General features: G+C 67.5%; 21 protein-coding genes. 5 read left to right on the plus strand and 16 right to left on the minus strand.

The features are described 5' to 3' along the window. Positions 1 to 79: 79 nt before the first annotated feature. From F7O44_RS21825 to F7O44_RS21870, 10 genes are all read right to left on the minus strand, one after another. Positions 80 to 601: a Cg1360 family ATP-synthase-associated protein gene (locus tag F7O44_RS21825; RefSeq protein ID WP_162452399.1), complete on the minus strand. Its 522-nt coding sequence runs from the start codon at positions 599 to 601 to the stop codon at positions 80 to 82. 75 nt (positions 602 to 676) lie between these two features. Further along, positions 677 to 1,792, minus strand: a complete 1,116-nt coding sequence (locus F7O44_RS21830) for an MraY family glycosyltransferase (protein WP_162452400.1) — start codon at positions 1,790 to 1,792, stop codon at positions 677 to 679. 133 nt (positions 1,793 to 1,925) lie between these two features. Further along, positions 1,926 to 2,741: an L-threonylcarbamoyladenylate synthase gene (locus tag F7O44_RS21835; protein ID WP_162452401.1), complete on the minus strand. Its 816-nt coding sequence runs from the start codon at positions 2,739 to 2,741 to the stop codon at positions 1,926 to 1,928. Positions 2,742 to 2,829: 88 nt separating this feature from the next. Further along, positions 2,830 to 3,690: a HemK family protein methyltransferase gene (locus F7O44_RS21840; protein WP_162452402.1), complete on the minus strand. Its 861-nt coding sequence runs from the start codon at positions 3,688 to 3,690 to the stop codon at positions 2,830 to 2,832. Positions 3,691 to 3,804: 114 nt separating this feature from the next. Beyond that, entirely contained in the window at positions 3,805 to 4,881 is a 1,077-nt protein-coding gene (gene prfA / locus F7O44_RS21845) for a peptide chain release factor 1 (protein ID WP_162452403.1), read from the minus strand. 211 nt (positions 4,882 to 5,092) lie between these two features. Further along, positions 5,093 to 5,311 carry a 50S ribosomal protein L31 gene (gene rpmE, locus F7O44_RS21850; protein WP_162452404.1) on the minus strand — a complete coding sequence of 73 codons (219 nt, stop codon included), beginning with the start codon at positions 5,309 to 5,311 and terminating at the stop codon, positions 5,093 to 5,095. A gap of 314 nt (positions 5,312 to 5,625) precedes the next feature. Further along, complete coding sequence (gene rho / locus F7O44_RS21855; protein ID WP_162452405.1) at positions 5,626 to 7,779, minus strand: transcription termination factor Rho; 2,154 nt, start codon at positions 7,777 to 7,779, stop codon at positions 5,626 to 5,628. A 266-nt stretch (positions 7,780 to 8,045) separates the two neighbouring features. Further along, positions 8,046 to 9,020, minus strand: coding sequence for a homoserine kinase (thrB, locus tag F7O44_RS21860; protein ID WP_162452406.1), 975 nt, complete (start codon positions 9,018 to 9,020; stop codon positions 8,046 to 8,048). Positions 9,021 to 9,024: 4 nt separating this feature from the next. After that, positions 9,025 to 10,122, minus strand: a complete 1,098-nt coding sequence (thrC, locus tag F7O44_RS21865; RefSeq protein ID WP_162452407.1) for a threonine synthase — start codon at positions 10,120 to 10,122, stop codon at positions 9,025 to 9,027. A 24-nt stretch (positions 10,123 to 10,146) separates the two neighbouring features. After that, a complete protein-coding gene (locus F7O44_RS21870) occupies positions 10,147 to 11,439 on the minus strand; it encodes a homoserine dehydrogenase (RefSeq protein ID WP_162452408.1) in 1,293 nt (430 codons plus the stop codon). A 276-nt stretch (positions 11,440 to 11,715) separates the two neighbouring features. Between F7O44_RS21870 and F7O44_RS21875 the strand changes: the two genes are divergently transcribed. Continuing rightward, a complete protein-coding gene (locus tag F7O44_RS21875) occupies positions 11,716 to 13,857 on the plus strand; it encodes an ATP-binding cassette domain-containing protein (RefSeq protein ID WP_162452409.1) in 2,142 nt (713 codons plus the stop codon). 75 nt (positions 13,858 to 13,932) lie between these two features. On the opposite strand, the gene phnE (F7O44_RS21880) is transcribed toward F7O44_RS21875, so the two are convergent. From phnE (F7O44_RS21880) to F7O44_RS21900, 5 genes are all read right to left on the minus strand, one after another. After that, positions 13,933 to 14,826, minus strand: coding sequence for a phosphonate ABC transporter, permease protein PhnE (gene phnE / locus F7O44_RS21880; protein WP_162452410.1), 894 nt, complete (start codon positions 14,824 to 14,826; stop codon positions 13,933 to 13,935). Continuing rightward, positions 14,823 to 15,674 carry a phosphonate ABC transporter, permease protein PhnE gene (phnE, locus tag F7O44_RS21885; protein WP_162452411.1) on the minus strand — a complete coding sequence of 284 codons (852 nt, stop codon included), beginning with the start codon at positions 15,672 to 15,674 and terminating at the stop codon, positions 14,823 to 14,825. The genes phnE (F7O44_RS21880) and phnE (F7O44_RS21885) overlap by 4 nt, the downstream gene beginning before the upstream one ends. Beyond that, entirely contained in the window at positions 15,671 to 16,447 is a 777-nt protein-coding gene (phnC, locus tag F7O44_RS21890; RefSeq protein ID WP_162452412.1) for a phosphonate ABC transporter ATP-binding protein, read from the minus strand. The genes phnE (F7O44_RS21885) and phnC overlap by 4 nt, the downstream gene beginning before the upstream one ends. Before the next feature lie 99 nt (positions 16,448 to 16,546). Beyond that, positions 16,547 to 17,569 carry a phosphate/phosphite/phosphonate ABC transporter substrate-binding protein gene (locus F7O44_RS21895; protein WP_162452413.1) on the minus strand — a complete coding sequence of 341 codons (1,023 nt, stop codon included), beginning with the start codon at positions 17,567 to 17,569 and terminating at the stop codon, positions 16,547 to 16,549. A 341-nt stretch (positions 17,570 to 17,910) separates the two neighbouring features. Then, positions 17,911 to 21,276, minus strand: a complete 3,366-nt coding sequence (locus F7O44_RS21900) for an AfsR/SARP family transcriptional regulator (protein ID WP_343073909.1) — start codon at positions 21,274 to 21,276, stop codon at positions 17,911 to 17,913. A gap of 274 nt (positions 21,277 to 21,550) precedes the next feature. Between F7O44_RS21900 and F7O44_RS21905 the strand changes: the two genes are divergently transcribed. From F7O44_RS21905 to F7O44_RS21920, 4 genes are all read left to right on the plus strand, one after another. Further along, positions 21,551 to 21,847 carry a hypothetical protein gene (locus F7O44_RS21905; protein WP_162452250.1) on the plus strand — a complete coding sequence of 99 codons (297 nt, stop codon included), beginning with the start codon at positions 21,551 to 21,553 and terminating at the stop codon, positions 21,845 to 21,847. Continuing rightward, on the plus strand, positions 21,840 to 22,415 hold the full coding sequence (locus F7O44_RS21910) for a TIGR03086 family metal-binding protein (protein ID WP_174255969.1): 576 nt from the start codon (positions 21,840 to 21,842) through the stop codon (positions 22,413 to 22,415). Before F7O44_RS21905 ends, F7O44_RS21910 begins: the two co-directional genes overlap by 8 nt. Before the next feature lie 270 nt (positions 22,416 to 22,685). Continuing rightward, positions 22,686 to 23,636, plus strand: a complete 951-nt coding sequence (locus F7O44_RS21915; RefSeq protein ID WP_222851587.1) for a DMT family transporter — start codon at positions 22,686 to 22,688, stop codon at positions 23,634 to 23,636. A gap of 442 nt (positions 23,637 to 24,078) precedes the next feature. After that, positions 24,079 to 25,224 carry an Mrp/NBP35 family ATP-binding protein gene (locus F7O44_RS21920; protein ID WP_222851588.1) on the plus strand — a complete coding sequence of 382 codons (1,146 nt, stop codon included), beginning with the start codon at positions 24,079 to 24,081 and terminating at the stop codon, positions 25,222 to 25,224. On the opposite strand, the gene tatB is transcribed toward F7O44_RS21920, so the two are convergent. Then, positions 25,225 to 25,815: a Sec-independent protein translocase protein TatB gene (tatB, locus tag F7O44_RS21925; RefSeq protein ID WP_162452416.1), complete on the minus strand. Its 591-nt coding sequence runs from the start codon at positions 25,813 to 25,815 to the stop codon at positions 25,225 to 25,227. Positions 25,816 to 25,821: the final 6 nt, after the last annotated feature.

Raw genomic sequence — 25,821 nt, forward strand, 5'->3', positions numbered from 1 at the left:
CGGACTCCCCACCTTGCGGGAGATGTGTCCGGCTGCTCATGCGGCGCCCCGACCATACCAAGTGACAACCACTGCTCTGTCACACACCCCCGGGCACCTCCACGTAAGGAATCCGGCTACGCATCAAAACGATCATTTCAGCAGCGAGCCAGCCTGCGACACCGACAACCAGTGCCAGGAAGAAGGCCGTGCGATGGAAGAACTCGGCGTCGCGGATGGAGGCCATGATGACGATCAGCACAACCATCTTCACGAACCACGCTGCCATGACGACGCCGACGAACGGGGCGTTGTCGAGTCGGGCGGCGAGCACACCGGTGACAACCGTCAGGCCGAAGAACGCCACCGGAATCGCCAGCCCGAGCAAGATGCCGAAACCGACCTCAGAACCACCGAGCAGCCAGCCGGCGGCCGTGGCCACCGGCATCAGAACGGCTAGACCAAGTCCCGCGACGACGAGCACCCGGCGCATCGGTCCCGCGAACGACGAGGGCTTGTGGGGCGATCCGGGGACGCCGGCTGTCTCCGCGGCGGCCACGTCTTTTCCCGCGGCTTCCGTGCCGGCCGGCGAACCCGCGGTGGGTGGAGTCGAATCAGACACGGGTCCAGAGCCTACGTGGTCATCCCGCTTTTGCCCTAAACCGGCCCGGCCGGTGGTCGCTGATGTCGGGTGCCCTCAGTCGCTCGGCAATGCCGTGTCCCTCTGCAGAAGTCTCCGCGGGCGGCGGGTGGTGAAGGCGATCAGCACCAGGATCGCCACGCCGAGCAAGGCGTACGTCGTCCATCCGCCGACGAGCGCGATGACGACGACGCCACCGGAGACGAGGGCCGCCCACACCCACATGATGGCCGCTGCCCGCCCTTCGGAATGGCCGACCTCAAGCAAGCGGTGATGCAGGTGTTTCTTGTCCGGTGAGTTGAACATACGGCCCTCACGGGTGCGGCGCACTATCGCCAGCAGCATGTCGAGGAACGGCAACGCGATCACCGCCGCCGGGAGGATCAACGGCAGCAGGGTCAGCAAGAAGCTCGACTCGTCCACGTCCTGACTGGCTGAACGGCCGGTCAGGGTGATGGAGCCGGCAGCCAGAAGCAGCCCGATGAGCATCGCCCCGGAGTCGCCCATGAATATCTTGGCCGGCGAGACGTTATGAGGCAGGAAACCCGCGCACATCCCCATGAGCACCACCGCCACCAGCGCCGGAGTGGTCATCCGGGTGTCGCCCTGCTCCACAGCGAGCAGGTAGGTGTAGGAGAAGAACGCGGCCGCGCCGATGCCCACCACACCGGCGGCCAGACCGTCCAGCCCGTCGATGAAGTTGACCGCGTTCGCGGTACCCACCACCAGCAGCACCGTCAGCAAAGCCCGCTGGGAGGGATCGAGGGTGAACACGCCGTTCGGCAACGGCAGCCACAACAGCTCGACACCCTGGACAACGAGCAGTCCCGCGGCGAGCATCTGTCCGGCGAATTTCGCCAGCGCCGACAGGTCCCAGATGTCGTCGGCCACCCCGACCAGGCAGATGACGATCGCCGCTGTGATCAGCGCCTGCGCGTCCGTGGACTCGACGAACACGTCACGCATCCTGGGCAGATAGCTGGCCACCAGCATGGCGCCCAGGAGTCCGAGCAACATGGCCACGCCGCCCATCCGCGGGACCACGCCTTTGTGCACGTCACGCGCCCGTGGTGGCGGGATAGCTCCCACCCAGTGCGCGATCCGCCCGAACAGCGCCACCATCAGGTAGGTGATCGACGCGGCGACGAAGAACGTCAGTAAATACTCGCGCACCGGACAACAGCGCCTTTCAGCGGCCGGAAACCCGACACCTCGCGGGACACCAGTGGTTCCAGTCTTCCTCCACCTGGGTCAACTCTATTCGAGTGCGGGGCACTCGCTGATCCGGTCGCCCGAGCGCGGGGCGTCACTCCCGGGCCGCCTCTTCGGCTGCTTTGCGCGCGGCCGCCTCTGCCGCGGTCTCGCCTGCGTCGGGCCCCTCCGCGGCGCTGGTATCCGGTGTGTCGCCGGCCGCGGGGTCAGTCTGCCCGGCGTCGGCTGCGGCGTCAGGGGCAGCCTCTGCCTCCGGAGCACCGTCGGCCTCGGGGGCCAGGATCTCGGGCACTACCTCGCGCAACCGCTCGAGGCTGATCGCACCGGCACGGATCACCCGAGGCACCTCACCGGTGACGTCAACAATGGTGGACGGAACATCTGCACTGGTGAGTCCGGCCTCGAGGTACACCGCGACCGAGTTGCCCAGCTGGTCACGCGCCTCCTGCGCGGTCCGGGCAGGAGGCTGTCCCGACAGGTTGGCGCTGCTCACCCCCATGGGACCGGTCTCGCGCAGCAAATCGAGCGCTACCTCGTGTTCGGGCATGCGGACCACCACAGTGCCGCCCGTGTCTCCGAGGTTCCAGCTCAAGGAGGGCTGCTCGCGGCACAACAAGCTCAGCGCGCCGGGCCAGAACACCGCTGCCAGCGCCTCGGCGGCCTCATTGGAAACGGCCACACCCGTCCATGCTTCGCCGGTACCGACGAGCACCGGGACCGGCATGTCCGGGCCGCGGCCCTTGGCCTCCAGCAGCTTGGTGATGGCGTCGGGGGAGAATGCGTCGGCGCCGATCCCGTACACCGTGTCGGTGGGCAGGACGACGAGACGCCCGGCTCTAACCGTCCGGACCGCCACATTGATCCCACGCTTGCGTCGTGCCTCGTCCGCGCAGTCATAGAGCAAAGCCACGTCACGTATTTAACCGCTTCGGGCGGCTCCGTTCCCACCTGGGGTGAGGTTCGACACCCAATCCCGCGGCGTGAGTGGCCGCAACGGCTCAGCGACGAGTCGCCGTCAGGAATCGAGGCCGCCTGTTCAGGTCGAGATGATCGGCCACATCCGCCCACCGTCCCGTGGACCGGAACACCTCCGGAGCGGACGTGCCCTGTTCATCCGCGTGCTCGGCGATGACAACGCCTTCGGGGCGCAGCAGGCGGTATGCCACCGATTCGAGGACTCGCATCGCGTCCAGCCCGTCCGGTCCGGACCACAAAGCCACGGCGGGATCGTGCTCGGCCACCTCCGGGTCGCGGATCACGGCCCCGGTGGGCACATAAGGCGGGTTGGCGACCACCACGTCGACGGATCCGATGAGCATCGACATGCTCCGTTCGACGATGCCGCCGACGTCATCGCGATGTACAACAACTGAGGCTCCGGCAGCATTGCGCCGCAGCCACTCCACGGCGTCGTCATCGGACTCGACCGCGTGCACCACACACGGCCGGACCTCGCGCGCGACGGAGATGGCGATGGCACCGGAGCCGGCGAACATGTCCACCACGACCGGCACACGACCGGCACGTACTAAGGCTTTCGCCGCGTCGACCGCCGCGCCGGCCGTCAGCTCGGTTTCCGGGCGCGGAGAGAACACCCCTGGCCCCACCTGCAAGGTCAGGTACCGAAAATGAGCCACACCGGTCACGTGTTGAAGTGGTTCGCGGGCGGCGCGGCGCTCGACCAGCCGGCCGAAGTCCTCGGCGAACGACGCCGGCGGTTCCGGCGCCGTGATCAGTTCGGAGCGTTCGATACCCAGCACGTAGGCGGCCAGCACCTCGGCGTCGTGGCGAGGCGAAGGCACCCCCGCCTCGGCCAACCGCTGAGCGGCGAGCCGCACCTGTTCGGCGAGCGCGGTCACGGCTTGCCCATCGGCGCGACGGCTGCACCTCTTCGATACCAGGAACGTGCCTTGAATCGACTCAAAGGGCTTCTTCTTTCAGTTCTCGGTATCGAAGTGCGGGCGCCGGCGCGCTCACTCGCCGGACTCGGGGATTCGCGCATTTGTATCGGCATCGACCAGCGCCTGCACCACAGCTTCGAGGTCACCGTCGAGCACGGCGTCGAGATTGTGCGACTTGTAGCCGATACGGTGGTCGGAGATCCGGTTCTCCGGGAAGTTGTAGGTGCGGACTCGCTCGGAGCGGTCCACCGTGCGGATCTGGCTGCGCCGGGCGTCGGCGGCTTCTTTGTCGGCCTCTTCTTGCGCGGCGGCCAGCAGCCGGGCACGCAGCATCCGCATCGCCTGTTCCTTGTTCTGCAGCTGGCTCTTCTCATTTTGACAAGACACGACGATACCGCTGGGCAGATGCGTGATGCGCACCGCCGAATCGGTCGTGTTCACGCTCTGCCCGCCGGGACCGGAGGAACGGAACACATCGATCCGGATATCGTTGGCGTTGATCTCGACCTCGGTGTCGTCGTCTGCCTCGGGCAGCACCAGAACGCCGGCGGCGGAGGTGTGAATCCGGCCTTGGCTTTCGGTGACCGGCACCCGCTGTACTCGGTGGACACCGCCTTCGAACTTCAGCCGCGCATACGGAGCCATCCCCGGTTCGGGCACACCACGGGCTTTGACCGCGACGGAGACGTCCCGGTAGCCGCCGAGATCAGACTCTTCAGCGGCGATGATCTCGGTGCTCCAGCCGGAACGCTCCGCGAAGCGCAGATACATGCGGAGCAGGTCACCGGCGAACAGCGCCGACTCCTCGCCCCCAGCACCAGCCTTGACCTCGAGAATCGCATCACGGCCGTCGTTGGGATCACGAGGCAGCAGAAGCATGCGCAGTTCGTCGGCGAGCTGTTCCTCACGAGCGGCGAGCTCGTCCGCCTCAGCGCCGAACGTGGGATCGTCGTTGGCCAGCTCGCGCGCGGCCCGGCGGTCGTCGCCTACCTGCTGCCACAACCGATAGGTCTTAACGACGGCGGTGAGCTCGGCATAGCGGCGGCCCAGCCGCCGGGCTTGCCCTTGATCAGCATGAACCGAGGGGTCGGCCAGCTTGTGCTCGAGCTCCTCATACTCAGCCTCGAGCGCCTTGACACCCTCGAACATCGTCGGGTCCTCTCTTCGGTCCAGCCCCGGTGATCGTGACCAATCCACGCCTTCACCGGACGTGATCGTGAGCACGCATGTGTCGCTATAACGACCGGATCATGCACACGATCATGGATGAGGAGGGCAGATATCCGCCCACGGATCATCCTGTCATGAGACGACGATGGCGGGCGCACGCGGCTATCGCGTGCGCCCGCCATCAGTGAAGCTATTTGGAGTCTGACTTCTTGCCGTAACGGGACTGGAACCGCGCAACGCGCCCGCCGGTGTCGAGAATCTTCTGCTTACCGGTGTAGAACGGGTGGCAGTTGGAGCAGATGTCGGCGTGGATGTTGCCGTTCTCCGCTGTGCTCCGCGTGGTGAACGTATGACCGCAGGTACAGGTAACCGTGGTCTCCACGTACTGCGGGTGGATTTCGCTCTTCATCAATGCACTCCTGGATGTATGCGTGCACCGGGTCGATACAGCACGCTGCTGAACCGTGAACCGGCACCATCTGTCCCCTGAACCGGGACCACCGATTGATTATTCCAGACCACGCCACGCTGGCCAAACGAGCGATAAGCCGAGAGAAGGAGAAGGTGAGGGCCGGTCGGCGCCGTCAGGGTTCGGTCGGGCATCGGTGAGCTCCCTCTCCGCGATCTCCGCGACGTATCCGAGCTTGCGAGGAACATCGCGGAGAACGCGCGAAAGGAGCGAATCCGCGGGCGGGACGGCGTCGACCGGCCCTCACCTTCGGCTCAGTCCTCGTCCTTCGACCCGTTTCCGCCGGGCGCCGGCATGGTCTTCTGCACCGTCATGAGGAACTCGGCGTTGCTCTTGGTCTTCTTCAGCCGGTCCAGCATGAGCTCGACCGCCTGCTGGGAGTCAAGCGCTGAAAGCACTCGGCGCAGTTGCCACATGACGGCCAGCTCTTCCTTGCCGACCAGGATCTCCTCGCGCCGTGTGCTCGACGCGTCGACGTCGATGGCAGGGTAGATCCGCTTGTCCGCGAGGTCGCGGCGCAGCCGGATCTCCATGTTGCCGGTGCCCTTGAACTCCTCGAAGATGACCTCGTCCATCTTGGAGCCGGTCTCGATCAGCGCCGTTGCCAAGATGGTCAGCGAGCCGCCGTTCTCGATGTTGCGGGCGGCACCGAAGAACTTCTTGGGCGGGTACAGCGCCGCGGAGTCGACTCCACCGGACAGGATCCGGCCACTCGCCGGTGCGGCGAGGTTGTAGGCCCGGCCAAGCCGGGTGATGCCGTCCAGCAGGATGACGACGTCGTGGCCAAGCTCGACCAGACGCTTCGCGCGCTCGATCGCGAGTTCGGCGACCGTGGTGTGGTCTTCCGCCGGGCGGTCGAAGGTGGAGGCGATCACCTCACCCTTGACCGAGCGCTGGAAGTCGGTGACCTCTTCAGGGCGCTCGTCGACCAGCACCACCATGAGGTGGGCCTCGGGGTTGTTGGTGGTGACGGCGTTGGCCAGGGCCTGCATGATGAGCGTCTTACCCGCCTTGGGCGGCGAGACGATCAAACCACGCTGCCCCTTGCCGATCGGCGCGACGAGGTCGATGACCCGGGTAGACATGTTGCCCGCGTCGGTCTCGAGGCGGAGCCGGTCCTGCGGGTACAACGGCACCAGGCGGGCGAAGTCCGGGCGCTGTTTGGCCGCTTCCGGATCGGCGCCGTTGACGGTGTCGACCCGCACGAGGGCGTTGAACTTCTGCTGCTTCTCGCCTTCGCGGGGCTGACGGACAGCACCGGTAACGGCGTCCCCCTTGCGCAAACCGTGGCGCCGGACCAGCGCCAGCGAGACATAGACGTCGTTGGGGCCGGGCAGGTAACCCGACGTGCGCACGAACGCGTAGTTGTCCAGGATGTCGATGATGCCCGCGACCGGGATCAGGACATCGTCCTCTTGGATCTGCGGCTCGTCCATCCGCTGGTCGCGGCCACCGCTACGGCGGTCACGGCTGCTGCGGCCCCGGTCGCGGCGTCGGCGGCGTCCACGCCCGCCTTGATCGTCGTCGTCATCTTGGCGATCATTGCGCCGGTCGTCCCGACGGTTCTCCTGCCGGTCGCCGTCACGGTTCTCCTGACGGCGGTTGTCCTGCCGGTCATCCCGGCGGCTGTCCTGCCGGTCATCCCGGCGGCTGTCCTGCCGATCGTCCCGGCGGTTCTCCTGCCGGTCGCCGTCACGGCTCTCCTGACGACGGCTGTCCTGCCGGTCATCCCGGCGGCTGTCCTGCCGATCGTCCCGGCGGTTCTCCTGCCGGTCGCCGTCACGGCTCTCCTGACGACGGCTGTCCTGCCGGTCATCGCGGCGGCTGTCCTGCCGGCGATTGTCGCGGCGGCGGTTGTCCTGCCGGTCGCCGTCCTGCTCACCCGGGGCCGGCTCGGCCTTGCGGGCTTCCTGCTGAGTGGAGGCGGCCTGGGCGCCGACGTCCTGGGCAGCGTCACCAGTGTTGCGCTCGCCGTTCTTCTCCCGCTCCGGCGCCGAGGTGGTAGCGGCGGTGTCCGCAGCCGAAGCCTCGGGTGCGGCCTGAGGGCGGCTTGCCCTTCGCGAGCTTCGCCGGGCCGGCTTCTCGGCGGCGGCCGGCTTCTCGGTGGCGTCGGCCGACGTCTCACCCGACGGCGAAGACTGGCTGGCAGGCGCGTTGGTAGCGCTCTTGGACGCCGGAACGTCGGACTGAGTCGCCTTGATCGCGTCGATCAGCTGCGCCTTGCGCATCCTTCCGGAGCCCTTGATGCCCAGCTGGCCGGCGACCTGCTGAAGCTCGGCGAGCACCATGCCCTCGAGACCCGGAGCGCGGTTGCGCTGCCGCTTCGCGGGTGCGCCGGGTCCGGCAGTCGATGGTGCCGTGTTGGAATCCAGCGCCTCGGAGACGCCGGGGATCTCGGTGTTTGTCACTCAGGGTCCTTCCCTGGGCCAGCACCGACAAGATGGCCGGTGCGCCTAACACCTCGGGGATGTCCCCCGAGTACGTGATTGTGCACGATGCGACTGGTGGTCAACCCTGCTTCGGAACATTGCGCATGCAAGCCCTGGAAGAGGTTTCAGATCCACGGCCTACTGCAGAGATTCCGCTACGCCATGGTTACCGACCGTGCAGTGCGTCGGTGCGTTAAGAGCGTAGCACGTGATGGCCTATTTGACCCAGACGTGCCGGGCCGCTTTCATCCCGTGTTGAGCACGACGTTTGGAGGCGAAGACTCGAACGTAGCGCCCTCGGCGTCCACCGGCAACTCCCACACATCCCAGCCGGACGCTTCACGGCGCACCAACCCCACCCCGTCTTCGCTGGTCAGAACCAAAACAGTGGGCCCAGCGCCGGACACCATCGCAGGCAGGCCGCGCTCTCGAAGGCCGGCCATCAGGGCGATCGAGGCGGGCATTGCCGGCTCCCGGTACACCTGGTGCAGACGGTCCTCGGTAGCGTCGAACAGCAGCTCAGGCCGGCGTGTCATCGCTTCGACGAGCAACGCGGCACGCCCGGCATTGTGCACGGCGTCGCGGTGTGGAACCGACGACGGCAACAACCCTCGCGCCGTTTCAGTCGACACCGGGGCGGACGGCACACAGACCACCGCCCGGATATCTGGGTGCACATCCGTCCTGGCGACACGGACCTCCCCGGACTCGCTGGTCCAGGCAATGGTGAACCCGCCGGCCAGGCACGGTGCGACGTTGTCCGGGTGTCCTTCGAGCCGGGACGCCAGCGCCAGCACCTGGTGGTCGGTGAGCCTTTCCCCATCGGTTCCGGCGGCGTCGGCCAGTGCCCGCGCGGCGAGGATTCCGGCCACGATGGCCCCGGCCGACGATCCCAGGCCGCGGCCATGCGGCAGCGTGTTCCGGCAGGACAGCTCCAAATGGACAGGCGCGGCATCGAGTTCGGCGAAGCACGCACCCATGGCGCGGACCACGAGGTGGGAGTCGTCACGGGGCACTTCCGCCGCCGCTTCACCCTCAATGCTCACTGCGAGCGACGGCGGCCAGCTTTCCTCGTACCGGCCGCCACCCGCGCTGAACTCGGCCCGGACGTCGATGGTGTCGTACCGGCCGAGTGCCAGGCCGAACGTGTCGAAACCGGGTCCGAGGTTGGCACTGGTGGCCGGCACCCGCACCCGCACCGAGTGCGTGCTGGAGTTCAACGGTTCATCCGGTCAGGCCAAGCGCGGTGGCTGCCGCAGACGCGTCGGCGGCGATCGCGAACGGCCGGATCTCGCCGTAGAACGCACTGGCGGTGTCGACGTCCTTCAGCCCGTGACCGGTCACCGTGACGACGATCAGCTGGCCGGTGTCGAGCCGGCCGTCGCGGGCCCGCTCGAGTAGTCCGGCCACCCCGGCCGCCGACGCCGGCTCGACGAAGAGCCCTTCCCGGCCGGACAGCTCCTGTTGCGCGGCAAGAATCTGCTCGTCGGTCACCGCGTCGATGAGCCCTTGGGAGTTGTCCCGCGCCTGTACGGCGAGCTCCCACGATGCGGGATTGCCGATTCGGATCGCGCTGGCGACCGTCTCGGGATTGGCTACCGGGACCCCGTGCACCAGCGGCGCCGCTCCAGCCGCCTGGAAACCCCACATGCGAGGCAACCGGGTGGCGGGGCCGTCCGCGGAGTACTCGCGGTATCCCATCCAGTACGCGGAGATGTTCCCGGCGTTGCCGACGGGCAGCACGTGGATGTCCGGAGCATCGCCGAGATCGTCGACCACCTCGAAGGCCGCGGTCTTCTGACCGGCCAGCCGGTACGGGTTCACCGAGTTGACCAGCGCTACCGGGTAGGTATCGGCCAGTTCACGGGCCAACCGGAGGCAGTCGTCGAAGTTGCCGTCCACGGCGGCGATGACGCCACCGTGCACTACGGCCTGGGCGAGTTTGGGACCGGCGATCTTGCCGTCCGGCACGAGGACGACGGGGCGCATACCGGCCCGCACGGCATAGGCCGACATCGATGCGCTGGTGTTGCCGGTGGAGGCACACACGACGGCCTCGGCGCCTTCTTCGGCGGCCTTGGACATCGCGACCGTCATGCCCCGGTCTTTGAACGAACCGGTCGGGTTGACCCCCTCGACCTTGAGGTGGACCTCGCAGCCGGTCAGCTCGGACAGCCACGGCGAGGGCACCAGCGGGGTACCGCCCTCCCGCAGCGTGACCACAGGCGTCGACGGCGTGACCGGAAGCCGTTCACGGTATTCCTCGATCACACCGCGCCACAGCCGGGTCCGGGCCACGGCGTCAACCATTCCACCAGTCATGGGGCCCATTATTCACGACGCCGGTTATTCACCCTCGACGCGCATGACGGACATGACGTCGCGCACGGTGTCGAGTCTGCTCAGGTCCTCGACCGTTGCGCTGAGCGCCTGATCGGTGGCCTTGTGGGTGACCACCACCAGCTCGGCGTCAGTGGGGCCTTCAGCTCGCTGCCGGACGGTCTCGATCGATACATCGTGTTTGGCGAACACGTTGGCGACGTTCGCCAGCACACCCGCGCGGTCGTCCACGCCGAGGCTGATGTGATAGCGCGTCACCGTCTCGCCCATGGGCCGCACCGGACGGTCGGCGTACCACGACCCGCCCGGGCCCACGACGCCGCCGGCACGATTGCGGGCCACCGTCACGAGGTCGCCCAGCACGGCGCTGGCCGTCGGCGCCCCTCCGGCGCCGGGACCGTAGAACATCAACTGACCGGCGTACTCGGCTTCGACGAAGACGGCGTTGTAGGCGCCGCGGACTCCGGCCAGCGGATGTGTCCGGGGGATCATCGCGGGGTGCACCCGCACGCCGACCGTGCTACCACCGTTGGTCAGCTCGCAGATGGCGAGCAGCTTGACGACCGCCCCCATGGCCCGGGCGCTGGCGACGTCGGCCGACGTGACGTTGGCGATACCTTCGCGGTGCACGTCCGCCGAGGTGACTGGGGAGTGGAAGGCGATACCGGCCAGGATGGCAGCCTTTGCCGAGGCATCGAACCCCTCGACGTCGGCGGTGGGGTCGGCCTCGGCATAGCCGAGCGCCTGTGCCTCCTCCAGCGCCTCCGCGAAACCGGTGCCGTTGGAATCCATCTGGTCGAGGATGTAGTTGGTGGTCCCGTTGACGATGCCGAGAACCCGGGTGACGTGGTCGCCGGCCAGGGATTCCCGCAACGGGCGCAGCAACGGGATGGCACCGGCCACCGCTGCCTCGTAGTACAGGTCGACGCCGTGTTTGTCGGCCGCGGTATGCAGTGCGTGGCCGTCGTCGGCCAGCAGCGCCTTGTTGGCCGTGACCACGGACTTGCCCCGCTCCATCGCAGCAAGGATCAGCCCCCGCGCCGGCTCGATCCCGCCGACCACTTCCACCACCAAGTCGACGTCGGGTCTGCTCACGAGTCCAGCCGCATCGGTGGTGAACAGGCTGGGGTCGACTCCCGTCGCTGACCGGTCACGTTCCAGCCGCCGAACCGCCACACCGGCGAGCTCCAGCTGTGCTCCGGCCCTGGCCGCCAGATCAGCGGAGTGCTCCGTCAGCTGCCGGGCGACCTCCGACCCGACAACGCCACAGCCCAGGAGCGCCACTCGCAGAGTGTTCATCTGCGTCCTCCCTCATCTACGAGGTCCACCACAGGCCCCGCCTTCACACGCCGAACCGCTCCAGTCTCGGCGACCAGTGGAGGATCTGGCGTCATCCGTCCATGATGCGAGACATCCATCTCAGAATACGTAGTCAACGCCGTAGATCCTCCAGCGGCTCGATGCTCGGCTCAGAACTCCTATGCTTATCCACGGTCACCAGAGGTCGCGCTGCCCGTTTACACATGAAACGCTCTGCGGACACGGGGCACAAGCGATCGAAGCACGGAGGAGATAGTGGGTGGCGCGAGCCAAGACCCGTCCAGCCAGTTCTATGCAGGCCATGTACCTGAGTCGGGCGAACCACCCCGGGACGGCCGCGCCCCTGCCGTCATCCGGGTGGGCCGCGCTGCCGACAACGACATCGTCATCGACGATCTTCTCACTGCCCGCCACCACGCGCGGCTGACCGCTAACGGCGCCGGCTTCGACCTCGAGGACCTCAGCGGCCATCACCAGACTTTCGCCCGAGGCGAGTTGGTCACGCACCGGGCGCGCGTGCACCCGGACGACGTCGTCACCTTCGGCAAGGCTCGGTTCGTCATCGGGCCGGATGGTCTCACCGCGCTGCCCGACGCACCGGCTGACGGAGGGCTCGTCGTCCGTGACCTGCACTACACGCTGCCCAAGGGACCAACACTCACCGAGAACATCAACCTCGAGCTCACGGGGTCACGGCTGGTAGCGGTCATCGGCCCGTCCGGGGCCGGCAAGTCCACGCTGCTCCGTCTGCTCAACGGCGAGCTCGAGCCCACCCGCGGATCAGTGCACTATCAGGGCTTCGACACCCACCATAATCAGGAGGAGATCCACGGCCGTATCGGCGTGGTCCCGCAGCACACGATTGCCCATGATCAGCTGACTGCCCGCCGGGCGCTGCGCTACACCGCCGAGCTGCGTCTCTCGCACGACACCACCGCCAAAGAACGCAAGAAGCGGGTCGGCGACGTGCTCGCAGAACTCGGCCTCGCCGATCACGGCGGCACCAGGATCGAGCAACTCTCCGGCGGTCAGCAGCGCCGGCTGGCCATCGGCTTCGAGCTGATCACCCGGCCCTCGCTGCTGATCCTCGACGAACCGACATCCGGTCTCGACCCGGCGCTGGTCCGCCAGATCATGACCGGGCTGCGCACGCTGGCCGACGACGGCCGGCTCGTCGTCGTCACCACCCATGATCTCGCCCATCTCGACATCTGCGACGACGTGCTGATCATGTTGCCCGGTGGGCGCATCGAGTACTACGGTCCCCCGGACGGGATCGAGGATCATTTCGGGACCACCGACTGGGCCGACATCTTCGAGATGCTCAAGGACCCGGCGTCCCGCCCGTCAGCGCAGCCGCAGCCCGATGCGTCCATGGGGCAGCAGGCCACGAAGCCGCTGCCGCAGACACGCCTGTCCCCCGGGCCGAGCCCGGCGTCGGGCCGTGCGGCGCCGGCGCCAGCAACCAGGCAGAGCGCCACCCCGATCGCCAAGGGTCCGACCCGGCGGCTCGGCCGGCTGCCGGCCAAGCTGCTGCGCCGGGACCAAACCCCGGGCCCTGAACTGGTAGGCCCCAAGGCCGCCGCCGACGATCGCCGGACCCGGCAGCAGATGTGGGTCCTCTGCCGGCGGCAGCTCCGGCTCATCTTCGCCGACCGGCCGTTCGCCGTATTCATGCTGGCGCTACCGGTGGGGCTGGCGGTCCTCGGATTCGTCATCCCGAACGAGACCGGGCTCGGCCGCCCGCTGAGCCCGAGCAGCACCGAGGCCATGCGGCTGCTGATCATCATGGTGGTCGGTTCGGCCTTCATGGGTATGGCCGCGACCGTGCGCGACCTCGTCGCCGAGCGGCGGATCTACCGCCACGAACGAGCGGCCGGGCTGATACCCGATGCCTACCTCGGCTCGAAACTCGTCGTCTTCGGCTTCTTCGCCGTCCTCCAGGCGGTCATCCTGCTGACGTTGACCCTGTCGGTACGTGAGGGACCCGAGGACGGCGTCATCATCGGCACCGGCACGTTCGAACTCGGTGTGGCACTGGCATCGACGGCCGTTGTCTCGGCGATCCTCGGGCTGCTGATCTCCTCGCTGGTGTCCACGCCCGAGCAGACCATGCCACCGCTGGTGGTGGTCGTCATGACCCAGCTGGTGCTGTGTGGCGGGTTGATCGAGATCACCGGGCGAGCATTCGTCGACCAGCTGTCCTGGCTGACCCCCAGCCGCTGGGGCTACGCGATGGCCGCCTCGACGGTCGATATCACCGGCTTGGTCCCGCACGCACCGGACGACATCCTCTGGCGACACCACGGCGTCGCCTGGATCGGTGCGCTGCTGGCGCTCAGCGCGATCGGATTCGGTGCCGTCTACCTCACCCGGCTTCGTCTGCGCGCCCCCTGACCTGCGGCTCGCACTCACTACCCTCGGTGATCGTCAGCAGATCCCGGCCTTGTCCTCTCGGTGACGCGGCGATCATCAACGAGAGGGGCGAGCCAGGATGACTTTCTCCGGATCCAGGATGATCTTGTCGTGCCCGGACTTGGGACCACGGATGATCCGGCGGCGCACCGCACCGGAAATGGTGTCGATCAGGATGGTCACGAGAACCACCACGATCAGCGCCATGCCCGCGGTGCCCCAGTTCCGGAACTCGATGTTCTGCTGCAGCATCGTCCCGATGCCACCGGCACCCACCACACCCAGCACCGCCGAGGCGCGGATATTGATCTCGAAGCGGTACAGCCAGAACGCAATGATCTCAGGCATGACCTGTGGGATGACGGCCCAGCGCACTCGCTGCGCCTTCGATCCGCCTGCCGCGTCGGCGGCCTCGACCGGGCCACGGTCGCACCCCTCGATGATCTCGGCGGACAGTTTGCCGATGGTTCCGGTGGAGCTCAACCCGATGGCGATGGTCCCCGCAAGCGGACCGAGGCCGAAGATCGGGATCAACGCCACCGCGAAGATGATCTCCGGGATGGCCCGCGGGATGTTCAGCAGCTGGCGGGTGACAACGACGCTGCCCCGCCCGGAGATGTTCTGCGCCGCCAGGAAGGCCAGCGGGAATGACAGCACCGCCGCGATCATGGTGCCCAGCCAGGCGATCGCCACCGACTCCCACATGGACTCCAGCGCCTGTGGCAGGTCGGCGAGATCGAGGTCGGTGAACATCAACCGGGCGATGTTCCACAACTCACCGGGGGCATCCGGCAACCGGTCCCACCGGGCGTCCACGCTGACGGCCGCGCCAAGGAAACCACCGACCACCGCGACGGTGACGATCAGCCGGAACCAGTTGAACGGCTTCTCCGGGCGTACCGCGCGCTCGAAGCGGGCTTCGCTGGCCGTCTGGGTGCGTGTCCGGCTCACAGCAACCGCCTCCGCAACGCCATCGAGATCCTTTCCACGACGATCACCACGATGAGGAAGCCCACGACCACACCCCAGACCCGGTCCCACTGGCCGTGGCTGCGGTAGAAGTCGATAACGGAGCCGATCCCGCCGGCGCCGACAAATCCCAGGACCGCCGAAGCGCGCAGGTTCAGCTCGAAGCAGTACATCGAGAACGACGTGTAGGCGGGCAGGACCTGCGGAAGTACCGCGGTCCGGAGCATCTGCACGTGTGACGCTCCGCTTGCTCGGGCCGCCTCAACCGGTCCGTGATTGATCCCGTCGATCGTGTCCGACGTCAGCTTCGTGACGACACCGATCGAGAAGAAGAACAGGGCGAGCATGCCCGGCAGCGCACCGATGCCGACGGCGGCGACGAACAGCAGCGCCCACAACAGGTCCGGAATGGACCGGATGATGTTGTTGAACAGTTTGATCGCGGCATAGGCGACCCGGTTGGGCGCGCCGAGTTTGGAGTTGAACAACGCCAGCGGCAACGCCACCAGCGCCCCGCTGATGGTGCTCACCAGCGCCATCAGCAGGGTCTCGAGGAACCCGTCCCGGGCCCGCGCCCCGGTCAACGCTGCGAAGTCGATCTCACCGAGCCCGCGCATGGGCGCGTTGGGACGGGTCAGCCCGTCCCAGATGTCGGTGATGGAGAAGCCCACGCCGTATCGCCAGTCGGCGCCGGTGGCGATGGTCAAGGCGACCAGCACGACGAACCCGCCGGCCATGAACAAGCTCGGCCGCGGCTTCTTCGGCCGCTCGACGGGCGCGGTGGTACTGGACGCCGTTCCCCCGGTGGGGTGGGGATCGGTCTGGCTCACAGGGCGGCCTCGGCCTCGAGGACGTCGTCGGCGGTGAGGCTACGACCGTAGATCTGCTCGAAGACCTTCTCGTCGGCTTCGGCCCCGGGGCCGTCGAATACCAGCCGGCCACCGCGCAATCCGATGACGCGGTCGGCGTACTCGCGAGCCAGATCGAGGAAGTGCAGGTTCACCAGTGTGGTGATGCCCATCTCGCGGTTGATCTTCTGCAGGTAACGCATGACGGAGTGCGACGTGGGCGGGTCGAGCGAGGCGACGGGCTCGTCGGCCAGCAACACAGTGGGCTGCTGCGCGAGTGCTCTGGCGATGCCCACCCGCTGTTGCTGCCCGCCGGAGAGGTTCGATGCCCGCACGTAGGCTTTGTCGACGATCTCGACGACCTCGAGTGCCTGCATGGCGACCTCGATCTCCTCGGCGCCCCACATGCCGAGCATGGATCGCCAGCCAGGCACCCGGTTCAGCCGGCCCATGAGCACGTTGTTCAGCACCGTGGTGCGATTGACCAGGTTGAAATGCTGGAAGATCATCCCGACGTCGGCACGTAGCGAGCGCAGCTGCCGCTTGGAGAGCTGACCGACCTCGCGGTCGCCGACGTGGACCGCACCGCCGGTGGGCGGCACGAGGCCGTTCACCGTGCGGATCAATGTCGACTTACCTGCGCCCGACAGCCCGACGATCACCACGAACTCGCCGTCGGCGATCTCGAGATCGATGCCGTCGAGGGCTGTCACCCCGCCCGGATAGGTCACGGTCGCCTGCTCGAACCGGATCATGCCTGCACCTCTGCGGTCTCGACTCGTGTCACCCATGGCACCCGGTGACCGCGAGCGGCTTCAAGCGGCTCACGATCACCGGGCGAGGAACGCTATCCGTCAGTTTTCCAGCAATTCGCCGAGTTCGGACACCAGAGTCCGGATGGGATCGTATGCTGCCGAGTCGACCGGCACGAGGTCGTCGATGTTGTACAGGTCGTTCAGCAGCTGGTGCCCCTCGTCGGTGGCCGCGATGTCGATCAGCGCGTCGGCCAAGGCTTCCTTCAAGTCCTCCGGCAGATCGCCCGCCACGGCGAAACCGTCGTTCGGGATCGGCGGCGACCAGGCGAAGACGACAACTTCCTCGCCGACGTCCTCGAACTGGTCAACGACCTCACCGCGAGCGTCGTTGAAGGAGACACCCACCGCGGCGTCGCCCCGGTACACCGCGAGGACCGCGTTGTCGTGACCACCGGCGAAGATCGCCTCGACGCCGGTCTGCGGGTCGATGCCGGCCTCGAACAGCTGCAATGACGGCACCAGGTGCCCAGAAGCGGAGCCCTGGTCGACGAACGCGACCGGCTCGCCCTCGACCTGCGCGATGGCGGCCTCCCCGATCGGGCCGTCGCCGGGACCGGTCGCGTCTTCGACGCCGTTGCAGAACAAGAAGCCGTCGACGTCGACGGGGTCGGTCTCGCAATAGGTGTCGGGGTCGTTGGTGAACCACTGGGTGACGTACTGGACGTCGCCGAACCGTTCCGACTGAAGGATCAGATCGGCGCCGGCCTGTGCCTCGGCCTGCACCATCTGCTGCGGACCCAGCCCACCCGCGATGCCCGCCTGCCCGGCTTCGAGGGCCACGATCACGCCCGCGTAGTCGGTGGCCACGAACGGGTCCACGGAGATGTCGACACGTTCTTCGATCATCTCTGCCAGCGGTCCGGCGTCGTCGACGAGTTGCTGGGCCTCCCGCGAAGGGGTGAACACCAGGACGATCTCGTCCGGCCAGTCCGCTCCGGCTTCTGCCTCGCCATTGTCGTCCGTCGTGGCGCCGGCGTCGTCACCGTTGCCGTTGTCATCACCACCACAAGCGGCCACCAAGGCGACCGCGGCGAACACCGCGAGCCATTTCGTGATCTTCATAGACAAGCACTCCTTGCGACGAGGTCGAGATGAGCCATTACACAATATGTTCGATGCCGGGGCGAACACCGGCGAATGGCACTGCACTGGTGAATCCGACGTCCACGAGTCACGAGTCCACACCGGTGGCGGTGTCCCGCCGAGACGCCCGCGTAGCCGGTGTTTCCCTGCCCGCCAGGCTCCCACCTGCGCCGACGTCGGCCCAGCACGCGGCAAGGAAGCACCGGCGACACCGGACTCACCACACTCAGGCTTTCGCCCCTCAGGGCCGCGAACGCTACTCGGGCGCGAACAACGAGTAAACATACCGCCACAAATGTTCGTCGACCGCGACCAATTCGTTATGGACACACCTGTGAGCCTGTCGGATGACAACGCTCTGCCATCTCGGTCATCTGCTGCCGCACGGCAGTCGCGAGTACATCGTCGTTGGGCTCCGCCCGGGTCTCGTAGGCGGTCGCCAAAGCCCCGAGCGTCCGGATGAGGAACGGGTTCGCCTCCATCTGCCGATGTCGCCGCGCGGCAAGCTCGAGATCCGCCACCGCTTGATCGGTGTTTCCCGCGGCGAGACTGAGCAGACCGGTCGCATGGGAGACGGCGCCACGGAAAGCCGCCACCCGGCCAGCGACGGCGAAGCTCTCCCGGTACGGACGCAACGCCGCATCCAGCGTCGGCGCCAGTCCGGTGTCCGGCAGCCGCACCACAGCCTCGGCCAGCAAACATCCGGCAACCAGCCAATGCCCATCTCGCAACGGCTGATCCACCAGCATCTTCACCAGTGCCCGGACATGCTCTCCAGCAGCCCGGCGACGGCCCACGGCGACTTCGTCCAGCACAGCCAGACACCGCCACACCACCACCCCCGGGTAGCGGCGGGCCATCTCCGCAAGCCGCTGGCCGCGATGCCGCAGGCCCGACTCATCCAGCGTTCGAAGGTCCGTGATCGCTTCGGCGAAGAACAGATCGACGGAGAACTCGGGCACGTGCCGCCCGGAGGCCATCGTGTCCGACACAAGTTGGTCGGCTTCGTCGAACCGCCCTGCCAACAGGGCACGGACCAACCGGTACACCGCCGCGTACCACTGGAACTCGGGGTGGTGGAGGCGTCGCGCCGCGTCGCTCAGCTCGGTGACATCGGCGTCCATCGCCACGAGCTCTCCCAGCTCCAGCTGCCCGACCACCTGCGCGGCCAGGCCGGCCAGTTCGAGCTGACTCTCCCCGGCGCGCTGGGACAAGGTCATGATCTCCTCGGCGAGTTCAAGCCGCTCGACGGTGTTGTGCGGGCTGCGGCTGACGTAGAGCCGGGCGTACAGGGCGTGCGCCCGCGCACCGTCGTCGCCGGCCTCACCCGCGACCGCGACGGCGTCGTCGGCCAGATCGAGGCTCCGCTTCCGGTCGGCGGACCAATAGAGCTCGGTCGCCAGCCGGGCGAGCAGCCGGGCACGAGTGCCGGTGGCCTCCGTGCCGTGCATGCTGAGCGCTTCCTCCAGCAAGGCGACCCGCCCGGGCTGGGTCACCCCAAAGAGCATGCCGGCCATCGAAGCCCCGAGCGCCGCGGAAGCGAGCTGATTCGCGTCGCCGGTGGCGCGGGCCATCGAGACGACTTCCTCGTACGCGGACTGGGCCAGCGTAAACGCACCTCGGCGGGCGTCGAGACGAGCCAGTGACGTCGCTAGCGTCAGCCGCTGCTCGCGCGTTTCGCCAACCGGCGCCGATCCGGTCTCGTGCGCAGCGGCCACGTCGATGTCGGCCCCGCTCAAGGCGGCTCGCAGATCCGCCGATGAGGCGTCGAATTCCTCCCTCCACGGCTCGCCGGCATCGAGTCGATGCCCGAGCTCGGCCGCGCTCGCACTCGCCCATCGCAGGTAACGCTCCCACACGGTGGGGTACTCGCCGCAGGTCACCAGCTGGTCGCGGGCGTAACTACGCACGACCTCCAGCATCCGCCAGCGGCTGCGCGCCGGTCCGTTGTCATGACTGAGCAGGTGCTTGTCGGTCAGGCGCCCGACGACGTCGATCAGGTCGCTGGACGATGCCATGTGGTCCCCCGCCACCTCGGCGATGGCCGGCAGGTCGAATCCACCGGCGAAGATCCCCAGCCGGCGGAAGACGGCCTGTTCGGCCGGGCCGAGAAGATCGTGACTCCAGTCGAGCACTGCTCGCAACGAACGATGACGCCCGGCCGCGCCGCGCGCACCAACTAGCAGCCGCATTCGGTCGTCCAGACCGGCCAGCAGACCGTCGATCCCCAACGAAGGGCCACGCGCCGCAGCCAGCTCGATCGCGAGCGGTAACCCATCGCATCGCGCACACACCTCGGCGATCAGGTCCGGGTCGGCGTTGAAATCAGGATCCACGGACCGGGCCCGGTCGAGGAAGAGAGTCTCGGCATCGGATCCCTTCGGCCCGCCCGAGTCGGCCCCCACCATGGACAGGGGAGGCACACTGAACACGCGTTCCCCTGGAGCTCCCAGCCGCTCTCTGCTTGTGGCAAGGACGACAACATGCGGGCACGCGGCAATCAGCTGGTCGGCGAACGAGCAGACTTCCTCCACAAGACGGTCGCAGTTGTCCAGGAACAGAATCGCGCTGCGGGTGCCCAGGCTCTCGTAGATGGCTCTCTCGAGCGGCCGGCCGGGCTGTTCGACGATGCCCATGGCCGCCGCCACCGCCTCGACCATCAGGTCCTCGCACGTGGCGAGGTCGACGATATACACACCACCCGGGAACGGCGCCGACGCGCCGTCGATGGCCGAGATCGCAAGGCGGGTCTTCCCAGCCCCGCCCGGACCCACGACGGTCACCAACCGATGCCTGCGCAGCAGCTGGTCGAGCCGCGCCAGTTCCTCTCGGCGGCCCACGAACGTCGTGCGAGGCGACAGGCTGCTCAACGAGCCGTGACCGGCGAGCGCCTGGGTGACGGCCGGCCGGGCCGTAGCCGTTCGCACCATGGTCACGTCGAGTTCCTCGTCGTGGGCGAGCATGGCCGTTTCCAGCCGGCGCAGGTCCGGCCCCGGCTCGACACCGAGTTCGTCAATCAGTACGGCTCGGGCCCGCTGGTACGCTCCCAGCGCGTCAGCCTGGCGGCCCGCCCGGTACAACGCCAGGCACAGCTGCGCCCACCGGTGCTCCCGCAACGGAGACTCTGCGACGGCTGCCTCGAGTTCCCCGATCAACTCAGCTGCGTACCCGCTGGCCAGCAGCGCGTCCGCTCGGTCGTCCGCCACAGCCTCGCGGGTCTCAGCCCAGCGGATGGTCTCCGCCTCGCCACGAGGTGTCTCAGGTAGTTCGGGTACTCCTCGCCACAGCTCGAGGGCTTCGGTGAGACGTGCGACGGCATCCGGCAGGTCGCCTTCTTCGAGGGCGTGCCGGCCAGCACGAGACGCCGCGTCGAAGGCGACGGCGTCCGTGGTGGCGACGGCCAAGCTCCAGCCCGCGCCGCGGGTCAAGATGGCGTCCTCGCCCAGTACGCGACGCAACGTGGAGATATGCGTCTGCAGGGCCTTGTGCACCGTGCGCGGTATATCGTCACCCCACAGCAGGGCCCGCAGATAATCACCGGCGACGACCCGCCCGGCGTTCAGTCCGAGCATGATCAGCAAACTGCGTGGTTTGGAACCCGGGACAGCCACAGGTTGGCCCTCGGACCGCACATCGAGCGGCCCTAGCACCCGCAGATCGATAACCCGCGGAACCCCCACGTCCACCGCCAGATCTCGGCCTTTACCCCATCCTGACCGCTTCTTGACCGTTTGCCGCAACAGTACCGCAGGGGGCAAGAGAGCCTGTATGTGAACGGCTCTAAGGCTGACCGGCCGTGGCGTTCAACGTTCTGGGGGGATTCGAAACGGGACAGAACCGCCACGGCTGGCAGCGGTGCCCGGACAGTCCGTTGCGGCTGTGCTGCCTAGACGCCGCTGAATCTCGTCTTTGAAGCCCCGCCGCGACTACCGCGGTGCGGTTGGGTCCCGAGGGAGACACATGAAGTTCGCACAGATCATCGAGTACACGACACAACAACGCGACGCGGTCGAGGAACTCGAACGCGAGTGGATGGAAGGAACCGAAGGCGTCCGTCCGCGCAGCATAGGGTTCCTGGGTGTCGACCGGGACCGTCCGCACACGTATCTGGCCGTCGTCCAATGGGACTCCTATGAGCATGCTCAGCGAAACAACGAGCTTCCGGCCACTCATCAGTTCGCCACGAAGATCGCCGGCCTGTGCGACGGTCCCCCGATCTTCCGGAACCTCGACGTGATCGACGAACGAGTTGAGTGAGGCACGCGGGCTCTACCTTCGGGCATGTGACCTCTTTGATGCCCGAGTGCACGGCGTGGGCGCGGACCAGTGGGACGCGCCCACGCCGTGCACAGAGTGGGACGTCCGCCAACTGGTCAACCACGTGACGGTGGAAGACCTCTGGGTGCCGCCGCTCCTGTCGGGCCGGACCATGGCCGAAGTGGGCGATGCGTTCGACGGCGACCAGCTGGGCGCAGACCCGGTGGGCAGCTGGACGTCCGCCCTCGCCGTGGCCAGGGACGCCGTCAACGAGCCAGGGGCGGCGTCGCGGACCGTGCACCTGTCGTACGGTCGCGAACACGCCGCCGAATACCTGATGCAGCTGTTCGCTGACCATCTTGTGCACGCATGGGATCTCGCACAGGCGACCGGCGGGGATGTGGAGCTACCGGCGGACCTCGTCCAGGCATGTGCGACGTGGTTCGCAGCCCGGGAGTCGCTCTACCGGAAATTCGGCGTCGTCGGACCTCGGCCCTCCGAGTGGAGCGAGGGCGACGCTCAAACGCGCCTGCTGGCCGCATTCGGCCGGACAGCGGGCGGGTTGTGACCCAGCTCGCGGCCTCGCGATACGGTAGATGTCGTCTGCAGGAGGGCGGCTAGGGTTCCGCGGCTCGCGTATGGCGAGCCGGCCTGGTCCGAGCGCCGCAGAAAGCCGACATGTTGTGAGTGCCCGCTGTGGCGCCGGCTCCGGCGCACACCGCCCCACAAGGAGGGCACTCCAGCAGACGGCCCGCACCTTACTAGGACAAAAGCCTCGAGGGGAGACGTGGACGCGCGTAACAGCGTGCCCGCTACTCACTCGAAAGGTGTCCGTCCGTTGTCTGCTTCCGTGCCTTTGGTACCGCACCACGCCCCCTCACACGTCACCGCGATCCTGCAAGGCCTGCTGGTCACCTTCCTATGGTCGACCTCCTGGGTCCTGATCAAGACCGGCCTCGAGGAGATCCCCGCACTGACCTTCGCCGGGCTGCGCTATGTACTGGCATTCCTGTGCCTGCTGCCGTTCGTCCTCCGTGCTCGTCACCTGGATCAGATCCGGGTGCTCGGACGGCGCGACTGGGTCCGGCTCGTGGCCCTTGGCCTGGTCATGTACACCGCGACGCAGGGCGCCCAGTTCCTGGCCCTCGACCGGCTGCCGGCCACGACCACGAGCCTGCTGCTCAGCTTCACCCCCGTCGTCGTTGCCCTGCTCGGGATCGCGTTTCTCGCCGAGACCCCACGCGCCATGCAGTGGGTCGGTGTAGCCATGTACCTGGTCGGCGCTGCCCTGTTCCTCTACCCCGTCGACTTCCCCGCCCAGCAGCTGGTCGGCATCGGCATCGCCGTCGTGGGGCTCATAGCCAATGCCGCCGCGGCCGTGCTGGGCCGCTCCGCCAATCGGGGCGGCGCGCTCAGCCCGCTTGTTGTCACCGTCGTCAGCATGGGAATCGGCTCAGTGGTGTTGCTGGTGAGCGGGGTGGCCACCCAAGGCTTGCCGACGCTGAGCGCGAGCAGCTGGGCCATTGTGGGCTGGCTGGCCGTCGTGAACACGGCCTTCGCTTTCACTCTGTGGAACCTGACTCTGCGCACCTTGAGCGCGACCGAGTCCAGCATCGTCAACCAGACCATGCTGATCCAGATCGCGATCCTGGCCTGGATCTTCCTGGACGAGTCGCTCGGCGTCCGGCAGATCGCCGGCCTCGCCGTCGCCGCCTTGGGGATGCTCATCGTCCAGCTCCGCCACCTGCCCTCCGCCCGGAGCTTCGCCCCGCGCCGCTATACCCCCTAGCCCACATCTCCTCCAACCCACCGACACACCCACCGACCGCCCCTTTCCCGCCCACCCAACCCCTTCTCACCCACCCCCTTCTCACCCAACCCCTTCGGTGATCGTCAGTGGGTTGTGGCTGCTCTCTGGCGCAATTTGGTGTGATTTGTCCTGTCCACAACAACCACAACCCACTGACGATCACCGATGGGGGGGTGGGTGGGACAACGGGTGGGTGGGACAACGGGTGGGTGGGGCGGACCGGGCAGAGTGGGTGGGGCGGACCGGGCAGAGTGGGTGGGGCGGACTGGGCAGAGTGGGTGGGGCGGACCGGGCAGAGTGGGTGGGGCGGACCGCGCAGGGTCGGTGGGTGGATGCCTGTGGGCAGGTCGACGCGGGCGGGTGGTGAACCTCGCACCGGCGAGATGGGGCGCAACGACCTGTGGCGCGTAGCATCGGGGGTATGACTTCGCTGCCCACTGCCGAGCACGTCCACGAGGCGCTCTCGGGCGTCAAGGACCCCGAGATCAAACGCCCCATCACTGAGCTCGGCATGGTCAAATCCGTTGATGTCGGCGCGGACGGCACCGTGCGGGTCGAGGTCTATCTGACCATCGCGGGATGCCCGCTACGCGACACCATCACCCGCGACGTCACGGCCGCGGTTATGGCGCTGGATGGTGTCACCAGCGTCGATGTCGCCCTTGACGTCATGTCCGAAGAACAGCGCAAGGCACTGTCCGCACAGCTGCGCGGCGGGCGCCCGGAGAAAGAGATCCCGTTCACCCAGCCGGACTCGCTCACCCGCGTCTACGCCGTGGCGTCCGGCAAAGGCGGCGTCGGCAAGTCGTCGATCACCGCCAACCTCGCCGCGGCAATGGCCGCCGACGGCGTCACCGTCGGACTGATCGACGCCGACATCTACGGACATTCCGCGCCCCGCATGCTCGGGGCGGAGGGAGCGCGCCCCACCGTCGTCGACAACATGATCATGCCGATCCCAGCGCATCAGGTGAAGCTCATCTCCACGGAGATGTTCAAGCCCGACCGCGATACCCCGGTGGCGTGGCGGGGCCCCATGCTGCATCGTGCGCTGCAGCAGTTCCTCACCGACGTCTACTGGGGCGATCTCGACGTCCTCTTGCTCGATCTGCCGCCCGGCACCGGCGACGTCGCCATCTCCCTGGCGCAGCTCATGCCGAACGCGGAGATCGTCGTCGTCACCACTCCACAGCTCGCGGCGGCCGAGGTCGCCGAACGAGCCGGCTCCATCGCCCTGCAGACCCACCAGCAGGTCAACGGCGTCATCGAGAACATGTCGTACCTGCCCTGCCCCCACTGCGGGCCGGAGCACCGGCTCGAGCTGTTCGGCTCCGGCGGCGGGCAACAGGTGGCTGACGGTCTGAGCCGGCGGCTGGGCGCCAACGTTCCGCTGCTCGGCGAGGTGCCGATCGACATGGGGTTGCGCGAGAGCGGAGACGTGGGTCAGCCGTTCGTTTTGAAGGAACCGGACGCGCCCGCATCGGTGGCGCTACGCGAGATCGCCCGCCGGCTCTCGCACCGCGAACGCGGACTCGCCGGCATGTCCCTGAGCCTCAGCCCCAGCTGATCAGGTGGTATCGGGGTCGAAGCGGGCGCCGGTCGGCGTGGTCTTCGCGGTAGCCGCACCTTCGGCCGTACTGGCCGCGGCGTCGGCCGGCTCGGACGAACTGCCGGCGACGGAGCCCTGAGGACCGCGCGAGGCGGTGGTTCGGGCGGCACCGCTGTGTGAGGTACCGGCACCCGGCGTGCTGGCGCGCGTGCTGCCCGCCCGGTTGCTCGCGCCGTTGGTGGCCGGCTTCCGCTTCGCGGCCCCGTTGGTCGCCCGCGGCTGTTTCTTCTTGTTGGGGAGCTCGAGGCGTTCACCGAGGTCCTCGAACTCGTCGAGACCCAGCTCGCTCGGGTCCACCCCTTCGAGCACCTTCTGGCGAAGGTAGGACTTCGGGTTGCGCAGATCCGTCAGCGTCTTGAGGTCGTTCTCGTCGATCCCCAGATCACTGACACTCTCCGTGAGGTCGCGACGGGCGCTCGTGACCATCTTGCGGAGGTCATTGATGAATGCAGACGCCTGTTTGATCATGGTGGGCAGCCGGTCGGGACCGAAGACAATCAGAGCCACAACCAGAATCACAGCGATCTCGCCTATACCGATGTCGCTCACCTCGCT

Origin of the sequence: Phytoactinopolyspora mesophila, assembly GCF_010122465.1 — a bacterium.
GTDB lineage: Bacteria > Actinomycetota > Actinomycetes > Jiangellales > Jiangellaceae > Phytoactinopolyspora > Phytoactinopolyspora mesophila.

Bases quoted from the DNA above. Each gene is read 5' to 3' on its own strand.
- prfA (WP_162452403.1), bottom strand. From the start codon at position 4,881: ATGTTCGAGGGTGTCAAGGCGCTCGAGGCTGAGTATGAGGAGCTCGAG.
- rpmE (WP_162452404.1), bottom strand. From the start codon at position 5,311: ATGAAGAGCGAAATCCACCCGCAGTACGTGGAGACCACGGTTACCTGT.
- thrC (WP_162452407.1), bottom strand. From the start codon at position 10,122: ATGACTGGTGGAATGGTTGACGCCGTGGCCCGGACCCGGCTGTGGCGC.
- F7O44_RS21870 (WP_162452408.1), bottom strand. From the start codon at position 11,439: ATGAACACTCTGCGAGTGGCGCTCCTGGGCTGTGGCGTTGTCGGGTCG.
- phnC (WP_162452412.1), bottom strand. From the start codon at position 16,447: ATGATCCGGTTCGAGCAGGCGACCGTGACCTATCCGGGCGGGGTGACA.
- F7O44_RS21895 (WP_162452413.1), bottom strand. From the start codon at position 17,569: ATGAAGATCACGAAATGGCTCGCGGTGTTCGCCGCGGTCGCCTTGGTG.
- F7O44_RS21905 (WP_162452250.1), top strand. From the start codon at position 21,551: ATGAAGTTCGCACAGATCATCGAGTACACGACACAACAACGCGACGCG.
- F7O44_RS21920 (WP_222851588.1), top strand. From the start codon at position 24,079: ATGACTTCGCTGCCCACTGCCGAGCACGTCCACGAGGCGCTCTCGGGC.